This window comes from Streptomyces sp. NBC_00376 (assembly GCF_036077095.1).
Taxonomy (GTDB): Bacteria; Actinomycetota; Actinomycetes; order Streptomycetales; family Streptomycetaceae; genus Streptomyces.
The window spans coordinates 201,223-217,607 of sequence record NZ_CP107961.1; the positions used below are offsets into that span (position 1 = coordinate 201,223).

Annotated in this window: 3 protein-coding genes; all 3 read left to right on the forward strand. The window is 70.5% G+C overall.

Annotated features, from left to right (window positions below):
• Positions 1 to 231: 231 nt before the first annotated feature.
• The 3 genes from OG842_RS40710 to OG842_RS40720 all read left to right on the forward strand — a co-directional run bounded on the left by OG842_RS40710 (position 232) and on the right by OG842_RS40720 (position 16,282).
• Positions 232 to 14,238 carry a type I polyketide synthase gene (locus OG842_RS40710; RefSeq protein WP_443064097.1) on the forward strand — a complete coding sequence of 4,669 codons (14,007 nt, stop codon included), beginning with the start codon at positions 232 to 234 and terminating at the stop codon, positions 14,236 to 14,238.
• Positions 14,239 to 14,405: 167 nt separating this feature from the next.
• Complete coding sequence (locus tag OG842_RS40715; protein ID WP_328512732.1) at positions 14,406 to 15,365, forward strand: ABC transporter ATP-binding protein; 960 nt, start codon at positions 14,406 to 14,408, stop codon at positions 15,363 to 15,365.
• Positions 15,362 to 16,282: an ABC transporter permease gene (locus OG842_RS40720; RefSeq protein WP_266737959.1), complete on the forward strand. Its 921-nt coding sequence runs from the start codon at positions 15,362 to 15,364 to the stop codon at positions 16,280 to 16,282. Before OG842_RS40715 ends, OG842_RS40720 begins: the two co-directional genes overlap by 4 nt.
• Positions 16,283 to 16,385 lie beyond the last annotated feature (103 nt).

Below are 16,385 nucleotides of genomic sequence, written 5' to 3' on the forward strand. Positions count from 1 at the left end.
AGAAGCACAACGACACACGCCACGACGGACGCTGCGTCACACGCAACGACACAAGGCACCGGGACGGGCGGGCGGCGTGGCCGGACAGGCCGCTCTCCGCCCGCTTTCGCCGTCCCGCCCCAAACCATCAACACCCGTCGGCCCCACGGGTGTTGATCCATGAACTCCCAGCTCGTCGGTACCCGGACAGGTGACGCTCTGATGGCGAACGAAGACAAGCTCCGCTCATACTTGAAGCGAGTCACGGCTGACCTGCACGAGACCGGCGAGCGGCTGCGCCGGGCCGAGGCGAAGGACCGCGAGCCGATCGCGATCGTCGGCATGAGCTGCCGGTACCCGGGCGGCGTTGCCGACCCCGACGACCTGTGGCAGCTCGTCGCCACCGGCACCGACGCGGTCGGAGGTTTCCCCACCGACCGTGGCTGGGACACCGAGAACCTGTACGACCCCCAGGGCATCCAGCCCGTGGTCCCCGGGATGAGCGCGGGCGGATTCCTCTACGACGCGGGCGACTTCGACCCGGACCCGTTCAGGATTTCGCCGCGCGAGGCGCTGGCCATGAACCCCCAGCAGCGCCTCCTGCTGGAAACCTCCTGGGAGGCCATCGAGCGGGCGGGCATCGACCCGGCCTCCCTGCGAGGCAGCCGGACCGGTGTCTTCGCCGGCCTCATGTACCACGACTACGCCGCCCAGCTCGCCGACACCGACATCCCCGACGGCGTGGCCGGCCTGCTCGGCATCGGGAACATCGGCAGCGTCGCCTCCGGCCGCGTCGCCTACACCTTCGGTCTCGAAGGCCCCGCCGTCACCGTCGACACCGCCTGCTCCTCCTCCCTGGTCGCCCTCCACTTCGCCGTCCAGTCCCTGCGCTCCGGCGAGTGCACGCTCGCCCTGGCGGGCGGCGCCACCGTCATGGCCACCCCCAGCGCCTTCGTCGACTTCCAGCGCCAGGGCGGCCTGTCTTCCGACGGCCGATGCAAGTCCTTCTCGGACGGCGCGGACGGCACCGGCTGGTCCGAGGGCGTGGGCATGCTCCTGGTCGAGCGGCTCTCCGACGCCCGCCGCAACGGCCACCGCGTACTCGGTGTGATCCGAGGCTCCGCCGTCAACCAGGACGGCGCGTCCAACGGCCTCACCGCGCCCAACGGCCCGGCGCAGGAACGCGTCATCCGCCAGGCCCTCGCCAACGCCCGTGTCCCCGCAGCCGAAGTCGACGCCGTCGAGGCCCACGGCACCGGCACCACCCTCGGCGACCCCATCGAGGCACAGGCCGTCATCGACACGTACGGCCAGGACCGTCCTGCGGACCGGCCTCTGCTGCTGGGCTCCCTCAAGTCCAACATCGGCCACGCACAGGCAGCGGCAGGCGTCGGCGGAATCATCAAGATGGTCCTGGCGATGCGCCATGGTGTGCTGCCACGCACCCTGCACGCCGAAACGCCGTCCACCCGGGTGGACTGGTCGGCGGGCGCGGTGGAACTGCTGACCGAGGCCCGCGACTGGCCGGACACCGGAGATCGCCCGCGCCGCGCGGGAGTTTCCTCCTTCGGAGTCAGCGGTACGAACGCCCACGTCATCCTGGAACAGCCCGAGCCGGCGGCGGCTCCGGAACCGGTCACCCCGCAACGCACCCTCCCGGCCGTCCCGTGGATCCTGTCGGCCAGGACCGCGCAGGCCCTGACCGGCCAGGCAAGCCGCCTTCTCGACCTGGTACGCGACAACCCCGCGCTCACCCCCACCGACCTGGGCCGGTCCCTGGCACTCACCCGAACCCGCTTCGACCACGGCGCCGCCGTCGTCGCGGGCGACCGCGAGAGCTTCCTGCACACCCTGGAAGCGCTGGCCGAGGGCCGCTCGGCACCGGGCGTGGTGCGCGGCTCGGTCACGGGCGGGGACACTGCGTTCCTGTTCTCGGGTCAGGGTTCGCAGCGGTCGGGGATGGGGCGCGAGCTGTACGGGGCGTACCCGGAGTTTGCCGACGCGTTCGACGCGGTGTGTGCCGAACTCGACCGGCATCTCGACCAGTCGGTCAGGGATGTGGTGTTCGGTGGGTCGGAGCTGATCGACCAGACCGTGTACACCCAGGCGGGCCTGTTCGCTGTTGAGGTTGCGCTGTTCCGGCTGCTGGAGCACTGGGGCGTCACCCCGGACTACCTCCTCGGCCACTCCATCGGTGAGCTGGCCGCCGCGCACGTCGCGGGCGTGTGGTCGTTGGAGGACGCGGCGGCGCTCGTTGCCGCGCGTGGGCGTCTGATGCAGGCGCTCCCGACCGGTGGCGCGATGGTCGCCGTCCAGGCCACGGAGGCGGAAGTCCTGCCGCTGCTGGTCGACGGCGTTTCGATCGCCGCTCTGAACGGTCCGGACTCCGTCGTCATCTCGGGTGACGAGGAAGCCGTACTCGCGATCGCGTCCGGTTTCGGGAAGACGAAGCGGCTGCGGGTCAGCCACGCGTTCCACTCGCCGCGCATGGAGCCCATGCTCGCCGAGTTCAAGACCATCGCCGAGGGCCTGACCTTCCATGCACCGCGGATCCCCATCGTCTCCAACCTCACTGGGGAACTGGCCGGTGAGGAGCTGCTGAGCGCCGACTACTGGGTGGACCACGTCCGCCAGGCGGTCCGTTTCCTTGACGGGGTACGGCAGTTGGAGGCCCAGGGCGTCACGACGTACCTGGAACTCGGGCCCGGCGGAGTGCTCTCTGCGATGGGCCAGTCCTGCGTGACGGACGAGGCCGCTTTCGTACCGGCTCTGCGCAAGGGCCGTACCGAGACCGAGGCGCTGACCACCGCCGTTGCCGAGCTCCACGTCCGAGGCGCCTTCGTCGACTGGACGACGTACTACGCGAACACCGGCGCCCAGCGTGTCGACCTGCCCACCTACGCCTTCCAGCGGCAGCGCTTCTGGCTCAACGCCTCGTCCCGTCCCCGCACGATCACCGACGGTCCCGCCATGGACTCCGCGTTCTGGGACGCCGTGGCCCAAGGCGACGTGGAAGCACTCGCGCAGGCCCTGGCCGTCGGCCCGGACGCACCCTTCAGCGAGGTCCTTCCCGCACTCTCCGACTGGCGGCGGCGCCGCCACGCGTCCGACACCGTGGACTCATGGCGGTACCGCACGACCTGGCGGCGCATCCCCGGCTCCGCCTCCGCCGTACCGGAGCTGCCCGGCGTCTCGCTGCTCGTCGTACCGGAACAGGCGGCGAGCGGTCCGCTCGCCGAGGCATGCCTGCTCGCCCTCGGCGCCGACCGGACCATCACCCTCCGGCTGCCGGCCGGACAGGCCCGCGAGGAAATCGCGCAGCAGCTCCGCGACGTACTCGCCGACCCCGACCAGCCGTCCGGGATCGACCGCGTACTCTCCCTGCTCCCGCTCGACGAGAGCGACCACTCCCGGGCCCCGGGGGTCCCCGCAGGCATCGCCGCTTCCGTCGCCCTCGTCCAGGCACTCGACGACACGGGCCTCGACGCACCCCTGTGGACCGCCACCCGCGGTGCCGTGGCGGCCCGGCCCTCCGAACCCGTCGTCAGTGCCGTCCAGGCCATGGCCTGGGGCTTCGGCGGAGTCTTCGGTACCGAATACCCGCAGCGCTGGGGCGGAATCGTCGATCTGCCCGAGGAACTCGACCGACGCGGCCGCGCGCAGCTGCGCCGAGTCCTGGCCCGTACCGAGGACGAGGACCAGATCGCGATCCGGGCCACCGGCGCCTTCGCCCGCCGTCTCGTCCGCGCCCCGCTCGACGACTCAGCCGCCGAGCGGCAGTGGATCCCGGGCGGGACCGTCCTGGTCACCGGCGGCACCGGAGCCCTCGGCGGACACGTCGCGCGCCGGCTGGCCCGCAGCGGTGCCGAGCAACTCATCCTCACCAGCCGCCGAGGAGCGGACGCGCCGGGCGCCGATGCCCTGCTCGCCGAACTCGAAGCCACGGGCTGCCGGGTGCGTATCGTCGCCTGCGAGGCCGACGACCGCGAAGCCGTCGCCGAACTCCTCGCGTCCATTCCGGCCGACACCCCGCTCACCGCCGTCGTGCACGCGGCGGCGGCGCTCGACGACGGCCTCATCGACTCGCTGACCACGGACCGGATCGCGTACGCGCTGCGGGCCAAGGTCCACGGCGCCCGCAACCTGCACGAGCTCACCCGAGACCTGGACCTGTCCGCATTCGTACTCTTCTCCTCCCTCAGCGGCACGGTCGGCGCCCCCGGCCAGGGCAATTACGCCCCGGGCAATGCCTTCCTCGACGCACTTGCCCAGCAACGCCGTTCCCTCGGCCTGCCCGCCACGTCCATCGCCTGGGGGCGTTGGGCCGGAGCCGGCCTCGGTGAAGGGGACGCGGAAGAGCGCTTCGAGCGCATCGGTGCCGGGGCCATGGACCCCGAGACCGCCCTGACCGCGCTGGAGCAGGCGCTGGAACACGACGAGACCTGCGTCGTCGTCGCGGACATCCGCTGGGAGCGCATGGTCGCGCACACCGCGACCCGGCGCCCGAGCCCGCTGCTCCGCGACCTCCCGGACTTCTCCGGCGGCTCCGACGCCACCGGCCGGTTTACGTCAGGCGCGGCCGACCGCGCGCCCGGCGGCTCCGCCGCCCCCTCGCAGATCGCTCACCTGCTGTCCCTCGCCGCACCCGAGCGGGCCCGTGCCGTCCTCGACCTCGTACGCGGCGAAACCGCGACCGTCCTCGGCCACACCGACGCGGACAAGGTCCCGAGCGACCGCAGCTTCCAGGACCTCGGCTTCAACTCCATGAGCGCCGTGGACCTGCGCAACAACCTGGGCGTCGTCACCGGGATGACGCTGCCCACGACCCTGGTCTTCGACTACCCCACCCCGGCTGCCCTCGCGGCCCATCTCCTTGCTGAGCTGAGCGGTTCCGACGACACCGCAACCCGTCCCACCGGGACCCCGGCCGACGACGGCACGGGGGCCGACGACCCGATCGCGATCGTCGGCATGAGCTGCCGCTTCCCTGGCGGTGTCGACTCCCCGGAGGACCTGTGGCGCATGCTCGCCGAAGGCGCCGACGGCATCACCACCTTCCCCGCCGACCGTGGCTGGGACATCGATGCGCTCTACGACCCGGAGCGGCGAAGGCCGCATACCTCGTACGTCGACCGGGGTGCGTTCCTTCTCGACGCCGCCCGCTTCGACCCGGCCCTTTTCGGGATCAGCCCGCGCGAGGCCCTGGCGATGGACCCGCAGCAGCGGCTGATGCTGGAGACCGCCTGGGAGGTCTTCGAACGCTCGGGCATCGACCCGACCTCGCTCAGGGGCAGTCGCACCGGCGTGTTCGTCGGCACCAACGGCCAGGACTACGGCGACCTCGTCCAGAACGCCGACGACGCGCTCGCCGGACACGGAGTCATTGGAAGCCTCGCCAGTGTCCTGTCGGGCCGCGTCTCCTACGCCTTCGGCCTGGAGGGCCCGGCGGTGACGGTGGACACCGCCTGCTCGTCGTCGCTGGTCGCCCTGCACTGGGCGATCCAGGCGCTGCGGGCGGGGGAGTGCGACATGGCGCTCGCGGGCGGTGTGACCGTGATGTCCACCCCGGCCGGCTTCGTCGAGTTCAGCCGCCAGAACGGCCTGGCCGCCGATGGCCGGGTGAAGGCGTTCTCGGACGATGCGGACGGTACGGGCTGGGGCGAGGGTGTCGGGGTTCTGCTGGTCGAGCGGCTTTCCGAGGCCCGGCGCAAGGGCCACCAGGTGCTGGCGGTCGTCGCCGGCTCGGCGGTCAACCAGGACGGTGCGTCGAACGGTCTGACGGCTCCGAACGGCCCGTCGCAACAGCGTGTCATCCGCCAGGCCCTCGCCAACGCTCAGCTCTCGGGCGATCAGGTCGATGCCGTGGAGGCCCACGGTACGGGTACGAAGTTGGGTGACCCGATCGAGGCGCAGGCGTTGTTGGCCACGTATGGGCAGGATCGCCCGGAGGACCGGCCGCTCTGGCTGGGTTCGTTGAAGTCGAATATCGGTCATACGCAGGCTGCGGCGGGTGTCGCTGGTGTGATCAAGATGGTCCTGGCGATGCGTCACGGCGTACTGCCGCAGACTCTGCACGTCGGTGTGCCTTCGTCGAAGGTGGACTGGTCGGCGGGTGCGGTGGAGTTGCTGGCGGAGGCGCGGGAGTGGCCGGAGGTGGGTGGTCGCCCGCGTCGGGCGGGTGTGTCGTCGTTCGGGATCAGTGGGACGAACGCGCACGTGATTTTGGAGCAGGCGCAGGAAGAGCCTGTTGAGGCGCCGTTTGTCGGGTCGGTGTTGCCGGTGGTGCCGTGGGTGCTGTCGGCGAAGTCTGAGGAGGCGTTGGCGGGTCAGGCGGAGCGGTTGCTCGGTCTGGCGGAAGCTTCTCCGTTGGATGTCGGCTGGTCGCTGGTGTCTTCGCGCAGTGTCTTCGAGCACCGTGCGGTGGTGGTCGGTGAGGACCGTGAGGCGTTGCTGCGGGCGGTGTCCGAGGGCCGGTCGGTGCCGGGTGTGGTGCGTGGCGCTGTGCGGGGTGGTCGTTCGGCGTTCCTGTTCTCGGGTCAGGGTTCGCAGCGGGCCGGGATGGGCCGTGAGCTGTACGAGGCGTACCCGGTGTTCGCGGACGCGTTCGACGCGGTCTGCGCCGAACTCGACCGGCATCTCGACCAGCCGGTCAAGGACATCGTGTTCGGCGGGTCGGAGCTGATCGACCAGACCGTCTACACCCAGGCCGGACTGTTCGCTGTTGAGGTCTCCCTCTTCCGGCTGCTGGAGCACTGGGGCGTCACCCCGGACTACCTCCTCGGCCACTCCATCGGTGAGCTGGCCGCCGCGCACGTCGCGGGCGTGTGGTCGTTGGAGGACGCGGCGGCGCTGGTTGCCGCCCGGGGCCGTCTGATGCAGGCGCTCCCGACCGGTGGCGCGATGGTCGCCGTCCAGGCGACGGAGGCGGAAGTCCTGCCGCTGCTGGTCGACGGCGTCTCGATCGCCGCTCTGAACGGTCCGGATGCTGTCGTCATCTCGGGTGACGAGGACGCCGTACTCGCCATCGCGTCGGGCTTCGGGAAGACGAAGCGGCTGCGGGTCAGCCACGCGTTCCACTCGCCGCGCATGGAGCCCATGCTCGCCGAGTTCAAGGCGGTCGCCGAGGGCCTGACCTTCCACGCTCCGAAGCTGCCGATCGTCTCCAATCTGACCGGTGAGGTTGCGGGTGAGGAGCTGCTGAGCGCCGAGTACTGGGTGGACCACGTCCGCCAGGCCGTCCGCTTCCTCGACGGCATCCGTCACCTCGAAACCCAGGGCGTGACCACGTACCTGGAGCTCGGGCCCGGCGGAGTCCTCTCCGCGATGGGCCAGGCGTGCGTGACGGAGGACGCCGGTTTCGTACCGGCGCTGCGCAAGGACCGCGCCGAGGCCGAAGCGCTCATGGCTGCTGTGGCCGAGCTCCACGTGCGGGGCACCGCTGTCGACTGGGCCGCGTACTACGCGAACACCGGCGCCCAGCGCGTCGATCTGCCCACCTACGCCTTCCAGCACGAGCGGTACTGGCCGGCGCCGCCCAAGGCGGCCCCCGAAACCTCCGCCGACCCGGTCGACGCGGAGTTCTGGGAGGCTGTTGAGCGGGCGGATCTGTCCGGGCTGGCCGGTGATCTGGAGCTGTCGGCCGATGCTCCGCTGGGCGAGGTTCTGCCCGCGTTGTCGTCGTGGCGGCGCCGGCAGCAGCAGCGTTCCGAGGTTGACGGATGGCGATACCGCGTCACCTGGAAGCCCGTGCAGTCGCAGGCGGGCGCGTTGTCGGGCCGGTGGCTGCTCGTCGTACCGCAATCGGGTCCTGCGGACGTCATGGATGTCGTGGACTGGTGCGAGTCCGGTCTGCGTGCGGCCGGTGCGCAGGTCGTCCGCGCGGACGGCACCGGCCTGCCCTCCGACCTCGACGTTGCCGGTGTCGTCTCCCTCCTGGGCATCGACGACAGTGCTCCCGACCGGGGTGTTTCCCCGGGTCTGTCCTCCACGCTGCACCTGGTCCAGAACCTGGTCTCGGCCGGGGTGGAGGCGCCGTTGTGGTGCCTGACCCGGGGCGCCGTCTCGACCGGTCCCGCCGACCCGCTGCGCAGCCCCGTCCAGGCCCAGGTCTGGGGTCTGGGCCGGGTCGTGGCGCTGGAGCACCCGAAGAGCTGGGGCGGTCTGATCGACCTGCCCGAGATCCTGGACGCCCGCGCGTTCGACCGCACCGCCACCATCCTGGCCAACGCCAGTGACCACGGCGGCGGCGGGAGCGAGGACCAGGTCGCCGTCCGGTCCTCAGGTGCCTTCGTGCGGCGTGTCGTGCGGGCCGCCGCAGGCCCGCACAGCGACTGGAAGGTACGGGGCACGGTCCTGATCACCGGCGGCACCGGAGGCCTCGGTGCCCGGGTCGCCCGCTGGGCCGCCACCAACGGCGCCCAGCACCTCGTCCTCACCAGCCGCAGAGGACCCGACACCCCCGGCACAAACGAACTTCGCGACGAACTCACCGCCATGGGCGTACGGGTGACCATCGCGGCCTGCGACGTCGCCGACCGCGCAGCTTTGGCGCGCCTCGCCACCGGTCTTCAAGCCGACGGAAGCCCGGTCCGTACCGTTGTCCATGCCGCAGGTGTCGGTCAGCTCACTCCGCTTTCCGAGATCGGGAGTGCTGAGCTGGTCGATGTATTGCATGCGAAGGTCGCCGGTGCGGCGAATCTGGATGCCGTCTTCGCGGATGCCGATCTGGATGCGTTCGTGCTCTTCTCCTCGATCGCCGCGGTGTGGGGCAGTGGCGGGCAGGCGGGTTACGCCGCGGCCAACGCCTACCTCGACGCCCTGGCCCAGGAACGCCGGACCCGTGGCCAGGCCGCCACCTCGATCGCCTGGGGCCCCTGGGGCGGCGGCGGCCTCGTGACTGCCGAGGGCGAGGAACAACTCGGCCGCCGTGGCCTGCCCGTCATGGAACCGGACAACGCCCTGATCGCACTCGCACAGGCGCTGACCGACAGCGAGACCTGCCTGGCTGTCGCCGACGTGGCCTGGGACCGCTTCACACCCGCCTTCACCGCGCTGAGGCCCAGTCCCTTGCTCGGCGACATCCCCGAAGTCGCCCGCCTGTACGCGACGGACAACGCCGACGTGGGCGACGCGCTCACGCGTACGACGGGGAACGGTCGGCCGGAGCTGGTCGACCGGCTGCGGGGCCTCGACGCAGCGGAAGCCCACACCGTCCTCCTCGACGTGGTCCGCACGCACGCGGCGGCAGTGCTCAACCATGGTGACCCGTCCGCCATCCCCGCCACGACGGCCTTCCGCGATCTGGGCTTCGACTCCCTCACAGCGGTCGAACTGCGCAACCGCCTGGTCCAGGAGACCGGACTCCAGCTCCCCGCCACCCTGGTGTTCGACTACCCGGACGCCCACGGCCTGGCCGACCACCTCGTCGACGGGATCCTGGAGCGGGAGACCGCCCACGGAGCCCGCCAGTCCCAGCAGACCGGGTCCGACGACGAGCCGATCGCGATCGTGGGAATGAGCTGCCGCCTGCCGGGCGACGTCCGGTCCCCGGATCAGCTGTGGCAACTCGTGAGCGCGGGCGCCGACGGCATCACCGGCTTCCCATCCGACCGTGGATGGGAGGACGCACCCTCCGGAGGCCGCGATACGGACCTCGGGTTCGCCCGCGCGGGCGGCTTCCTGCACGACGCCGGAAACTTCGACCCGGATTTCTTCGGGATCTCGCCGCGCGAGGCCCTCGCGATGGACCCGCAGCAGCGGCTGCTGCTGGAGACCTCGTGGGAGGTGTTCGAGCGGGCAGGGATCGACCCAATGTCCGTACGCGGCACCCGTACCGGTGTCTTCGCCGGTGGCTGCAGTCAGGGGTACGGTGCCGGAGCTCTCGCCCAGGGTGAAGAAGGTGTCAGTGGACAGCTGCTGACCGGAACGGCCACCAGTGTCCTGTCGGGCCGCGTCTCCTACGCCTTCGGCCTGGAGGGTCCGGCGGTGACGGTGGACACGGCCTGTTCGTCGTCGCTGGTCGCCCTGCACCTGGCGGCCCAGTCGCTGCGCTCGGGCGAGTGCGAGATGGCCCTCGTCGGCGGTGTGACCGTGATGGCCGGGCCCAGCGGTTTCGTGGAGTTCAGCAAGCAGGGCGGCCTGGCCGCCGACGGCCGGTGCAAGTCGTTCTCGGACGATGCGGACGGTACGGGCTGGGGCGAGGGTGCCGGGGTTCTGCTGGTCGAGCGGCTCTCCGAGGCCCGCCGCAAGGGCCACCAGGTCCTCGCGGTCGTCGCCGGATCCGCCGTCAACCAGGACGGCGCGTCCAACGGCCTGACCGCCCCGAACGGTCCGTCGCAGCAGCGCGTCATCCGCCAGGCCCTGGCCAACTCCGGCCTGACCACCGCCGATGTGGACACCGTGGAGGCCCACGGCACCGGTACGAAGTTGGGTGACCCGATCGAGGCGCAGGCGGTGTTGGCCACGTATGGGCAGGATCGCCCGGAGGACCGGCCCCTCTGGCTGGGTTCGTTGAAGTCGAATATTGGTCATACGCAGGCTGCGGCGGGTGTCGCTGGTGTGATCAAGATGGTCCTGGCGATGCGTCACGGCGTACTGCCGCAGACTCTGCACGTCGGTGTGCCTTCGTCGAAGGTGGACTGGTCGGCGGGTGCGGTGGAGTTGCTGGCGGAGGCGCGGGAGTGGCCGGAGGTGGGTGGTCGCCCGCGTCGGGCGGGTGTGTCGTCGTTCGGGATCAGTGGGACGAACGCGCACGTGATTTTGGAGCAGGCGCAGGAAGAGCCTGTTGAGGCGCCGTTTGTCGGGTCGGTGTTGCCGGTGGTGCCGTGGGTGCTGTCGGCGAAGTCTGAGGAGGCGTTGGCGGGTCAGGCGGAGCGGTTGCTCGGTCTGGCGGAAGCTTCTCCGTTGGATGTCGGCTGGTCGCTGGTGTCTTCGCGCAGTGTCTTCGAGCACCGTGCGGTGGTGGTCGGTGAGGACCGTGAGGCGTTGCTGCGGGCGGTGTCCGAGGGCCGGTCGGTGCCGGGTGTGGTGCGTGGGTCGGTCCATGGTGGTCGTTCGGCGTTCCTGTTCTCGGGTCAGGGTTCGCAGCGGGCCGGGATGGGCCGTGAGCTGTACGAGGCGTACCCGGTGTTCGCCGACGCGTTCGACGCGGTCTGCGCCGAACTCGACCGGCATCTAGACCAGCCGGTCAAGGACATCGTGTTCGACGGGTCGGAGCTGATCGACCAGACCGTCTACACCCAGGCCGGACTGTTCGCTGTTGAGGTCTCCCTCTTCCGGCTGCTGGAGCACTGGGGCGTCACCCCGGACTACCTCCTCGGCCACTCCATCGGTGAGCTGGCCGCCGCGCACGTCGCGGGCGTCTGGTCCCTGGAGGACGCGGCGGCGCTGGTCGCCGCCCGGGGCCGCCTCATGCAGGCACTGCCCACCGGCGGAGCCATGGTCGCCGTCCAGGCCACCGAGGCAGAGGTCCTGCCGCTGCTGGTCGACGGCGTCTCGATCGCCGCTCTGAACGGTCCGGACTCCGTCGTCATCTCCGGCGACGAGGACGCCGTACTCGCCATCGCATCCGGCTTCGCGAAGACGAAGCGGCTGCGGGTCAGCCACGCGTTCCACTCGCCGCGCATGGAGCCCATGCTCGCCGAGTTCAAGACCATCGCCGAGAACCTGACCTTCCACGCCCCGAAGCTCCCCATCGTCTCCAACCTGACCGGCGAACTCGCCGGCGCGGAGCTGCTGAGCGCCGATTACTGGGTGGACCACGTCCGCCAGGCGGTCCGTTTCCTTGACGGCGTACGGCAGTTGGAGTCCCAGGGCGTCACGACGTACCTGGAACTTGGCCCCGGCGGCGTCCTCTCCGCCATGGGCCAGTCCTGCCTCACCGACGACGAGGCCGGCTTCGTATCCGCCCTGCGCAAGAACCGCACCGAACCCGACGCCCTCACCACCGCCCTCGCCGAACTCCACGTCCGAGGCAAGGCTGTCGACTGGGCCGCGTACTACGCGAACACCGGCGCCCAGCGCACCGATCTGCCCACCTACGCCTTCGACCACCAGCACTACTGGCTGAAGGAGACCTCGGCACCCCGCAGCACAGACAAGAACTCGGCCGTCGACGCGGAGTTCTGGGAGGCTGTTGAGCGGGCGGATCTGTCCGGGCTGGCCGGTGATCTGGAGCTGTCGGCCGATGCTCCGCTGGGCGAGGTTCTGCCCGCGTTGTCGTCGTGGCGGCGCCGGCAGCAGCAGCGTTCCGAGGTCGACGGATGGCGATACCGCGTCACCTGGAAGCCCATACAGCCCGTGCAGTCGCAGGCGGGCGCGTTGTCGGGCCGGTGGCTGCTCGTCGTACCGCAATCGGGTCCTGCGGACGTCATGGATGTCGTGGACTGGTGCGAGTCCGGTCTGCGTGCGGCCGGTGCGCAGGTCGTCCGCGCGGACGGCACCGGCCTGCCCTCCGACCTCGACGTTGCCGGTGTCGTCTCCCTCCTGGGCATCGACGACAGTGCTCCCGACCGGGGTGTTTCCCCGGGTCTGTCCTCCACGCTGCACCTGGTCCAGAGCCTGGTCTCGGCCGGGGTGGAGGCGCCGTTGTGGTGCCTGACCCGGGGCGCCGTCTCGACCGGTCCCGCCGACCCGCTGCGCAGCCCCGTCCAGGCCCAGGTCTGGGGTCTGGGCCGGGTCGTGGCGCTGGAGCACCCGAAGAGCTGGGGCGGTCTGATCGACCTGCCCGAGATCCTGGACGCCCGCGCGTTCGACCGCACCGCCACCATCCTGGCCAACGCCAGTGACCACGGCGACGGCGGGAGCGAGGACCAGGTCGCCGTCCGGTCCTCAGGTGCCTTCGTGCGGCGTGTCGTGCGGGCCGCCGCAGGCCCGCACAGCGACTGGAAGGTACGGGGCACGGTCCTGATCACCGGCGGCACCGGAGGCCTCGGTGCCCGGGTCGCCCGCTGGGCCGCCACCAACGGCGCCCAGCACCTCGTCCTCACCAGCCGCAGAGGACCCGACACCCCCGGCACAAACGAACTCGTCGCAGAAATACAGGAGCTGGGAGCCGGAGCAACCGTCGTCGCCTGCGACGCGACCGACCTGACCGCCCTCACCACCCTCGCCCGTTCCCTCGAAGCCGACGGAACCCCGGTCCGTACCGTCGTCCATGCCGCAGGTATCGGTCAGCTCACTCCGCTTTCCGAGATCGGGAGCGCTGAGCTGGTCGACGTATTGCATGCGAAGGTCGCCGGTGCGGCGAATCTGGATGCCGTCTTCGCGGATGCCGATCTGGATGCGTTCGTGCTCTTCTCCTCGATCGCCGCGGTGTGGGGCAGTGGTGGGCAGGCGGGTTACGCCGCGGCCAACGCCTACCTCGACGCCCTGGCCCAGGAACGCCGGACCCGTGGCCAGGCCGCCACCTCGATCGCCTGGGGCCCCTGGGGCGGCGGCGGCCTCGTGGACGTCGAGGAAGAGGAGATGCTGCGCCGCCGTGGCCTGCCGGTCATGGAACCGGAGAGTGCCCTGGCCGCGCTCGCGCAGGCGCTGACCGGCGACGAGACCTGCCTGGCTGTCGCCGATGTGATCTGGGACCGCTTCACACCGGCATTCACGGCCATGCGGCCGAGCCCGCTGCTCGGCGATCTGCCCGAGAACCAGCGGCTCGCCGAGGCGGCCGCCCTGCAGGAACAGGCCCCTGCCGCCGGCACCGGCGACGCTGCCGCTGCCCTCCGGGAGCGTCTCTCCGCTGCCGGGGACGAGGCGGCCCGTGACGAAATTCTGTTCGAACTCGTACGTGGTGAGACCGCCCGGGTGCTCGGAATCACGACGCCCGCGCAGATAAAGCCGCGGCGTGGGTTCGTCGAGATGGGCTTCGACTCCCTCATGGCGGTCGAACTGCGCAACGGGCTCACGAAGCAGACCGGATTCCGGCTTCCCGCAACTCTGATTTTCGATTTCCCGACATCCGTCGATCTCGTCCGTCATCTCGGTGAGCAATTCGCTCAGCAGAACACGGGCCGGGCCGGCGGACCCGTGAACGAATCCGAAGCCGTTGCGGAGATCGAGAGGCTTGAGCGCGTTCTCACGTCCATTTCTCCACAAGGCGCGGACGGAGCCGGCATCACCAAGCGACTGGAAGCGCTCCTGTCCCACTGGAATGCGACACAAGGGGCGAACCGGAGCGATCCGGAGCCCGTGGTCGACGACCTGCTCGAGACCGCGACGCCGGACGAGCTGTTCGATCTCATCCAGCGCGAGTTCGGAAAATCCTGACCACGAACAGCGGTCGAGCCAATGGCTGATTGACGGCTGATCAACGGCTGATCAATGCCTGAGTTTTTCTTTCGATTTCGATGAGGAGGCACAAAGTGCCAGAAACGGACACAGCCGCACCTGACGCGGTGATAGTCGAGGATCTCGTCAAGGAGTACCTGCCCGGCATGCCCCGGGCGGTCGACGGGCTGAGCTTCACCGTGGCGCGCGGCGAGGTCTTCGGCCTCCTCGGCCCCAACGGAGCGGGCAAGACCACCACCATCCGCATGCTCACCACGATGGCCAAGGCCACGTCGGGCCGGGCCACCCTCGACGGTATCGACGTGATCGCCCACCCCGACCGGGCGCGCGGCGTGCTGGCGGTCGTCCCGCAGCACAACAACCTGGACCGCTCGCTGACGGTCAGGCAGAACCTCACGTTCCACGCGGCGTACCACGGCCTGAGCCGCTCCGAGCGGCGCCGCCGCGCCGACAAGCTGCTGGAACGGATGCAGCTCACCGAGAAGGCCGACTCGCTGGTGGACCAGATGTCCGGCGGTCAGGCGCAGCGCGTGATGATCGCCCGCGCCCTGATGCACGACCCGAGCGTGATGTTCCTGGACGAGCCGGCCACCGGCCTGGACCCGCAGGCACGGCTCTTCGTGCACGACCTCGTCGAGGAGCTGGGAAAGCAGGGCGTGACCGTCGTGATCACCACGCACGACATGGACGAGGCGGCCAAGGTCTGCGACCGCATCGGCATCGTCGACCACGGCAAGCTCCTGACCGTCGACACGCCCGACGGCCTGATCCGCTCGCTGCCGGGCGGCACGGTGCTCACCCTCAAGCTGAACCTCCTGGACGAGACCCCGGAGTCCGTCACCGAGGCGCTCACCGCTGTGCCGTGGGTCGCGGCCGCCGAATTCGTGACGGGCGGCGCACCCGCTGCGCCCCCCTTCCCGGGCATGCCGGCCCCGGAGCCGGAGGAGGACCGCTTCGTGATCAGCGTCGAGTCCGGCGCCGGTGACGTGCTGCCCGGCGTGTTCAAGGTGCTCGGCGAGCTGAACTGCGAGGTCAGAGACCTGACCGTCCGGGAGGCAAGCCTTGAGGACGTCTTCATTCACATGACTGGTAGGGGACTTCGGTGACTGTCACAACTTCCACGCCCGCCACGGCCACAGACACAGGCGTAGGCGCAGAAACAGCCGCAGACGCGACGGCGGCCACCACGCCCTCCGGGCTGCCCACGCCCTCCGCGCCGACCGTGTCCTCCGCGTCCACCGGGCCGCGGAAGGTGTCGCAGAGTCGCATCCTCGGGTCCATCCTGTGGCGCGACATCCTGGTCACCGCCCGCCAGCCCTGGCTGTTCCTCGCGGAGGCGCTGCTCCAGCCGCTCTTCATCCTGTTCATCTTCGGCAAGGTCCTCGCCGACATGGACTACGTCGACAGTTCCTACGTTCCGCTGCTCCTGCCCGGCATCGTGGGCCTGACCGCCTTCATCAGCGCCCTCCAGGCCACCGCACTGCCCCTGGTCATGGACTTCTCGTACTCGAAGGAGATCGAGGACCGGCTGATGGCCCCGGTGGGCATCCGGCTGGTGGCCCTGGAGAAGATCGTCTTCGGCGGCATCCGCGGCTTCATCGCCGCCGCCCTCATGATCCCCGTGGGCATCCTCGTGCTGGGCGTGTCCTGGTGGCCGGCCTCCGCCCTGCCGCCGATCCTGGCCGTTCTCGTGCTCGGTTCGCTCCTCGGCGGCGCCCTCGGCCTCGTCCTGGGCACCGTCGTCCCGGCCCGTCGCGTCGGTGTGGTCTTCGGCCTCGCCCTGACGCCGCTGATGTTCACCGCGGCCGCACAGTACTCGCTGCTCAGCCTGCACGGGCTGAAGTGGTTCCAGGTGGTCGTCGGCATCAACCCGATCACGTACATCAACGAGGGCCTGCGCGCGGTCCTCCTCGACAAGGTGGACTCCGTGCCGCTCGGCATCGACCTCGCCGTCCTCGCGGCCGCGATCGTGGTGGCCTCGGTGGTCGGCATCCGCGGCTTCACCCGCCGCGCCGTCGACTGACCCGCACCGCACCCCCGTACAACACATGGCTGTGGGCGGCACCCGAACCGGGTGCCGCCCACAGCCATGTGTGCAGAGAGGGATACGAGCCCTTGCGCCTTGC

Excerpts from the sequence above, each read along its gene's own strand:
- OG842_RS40715 (WP_328512732.1), top strand. The coding sequence starts at position 14,406 with ATGCCCCGGGCGGTCGACGGGCTGAGCTTCACCGTGGCGCGCGGCGAG.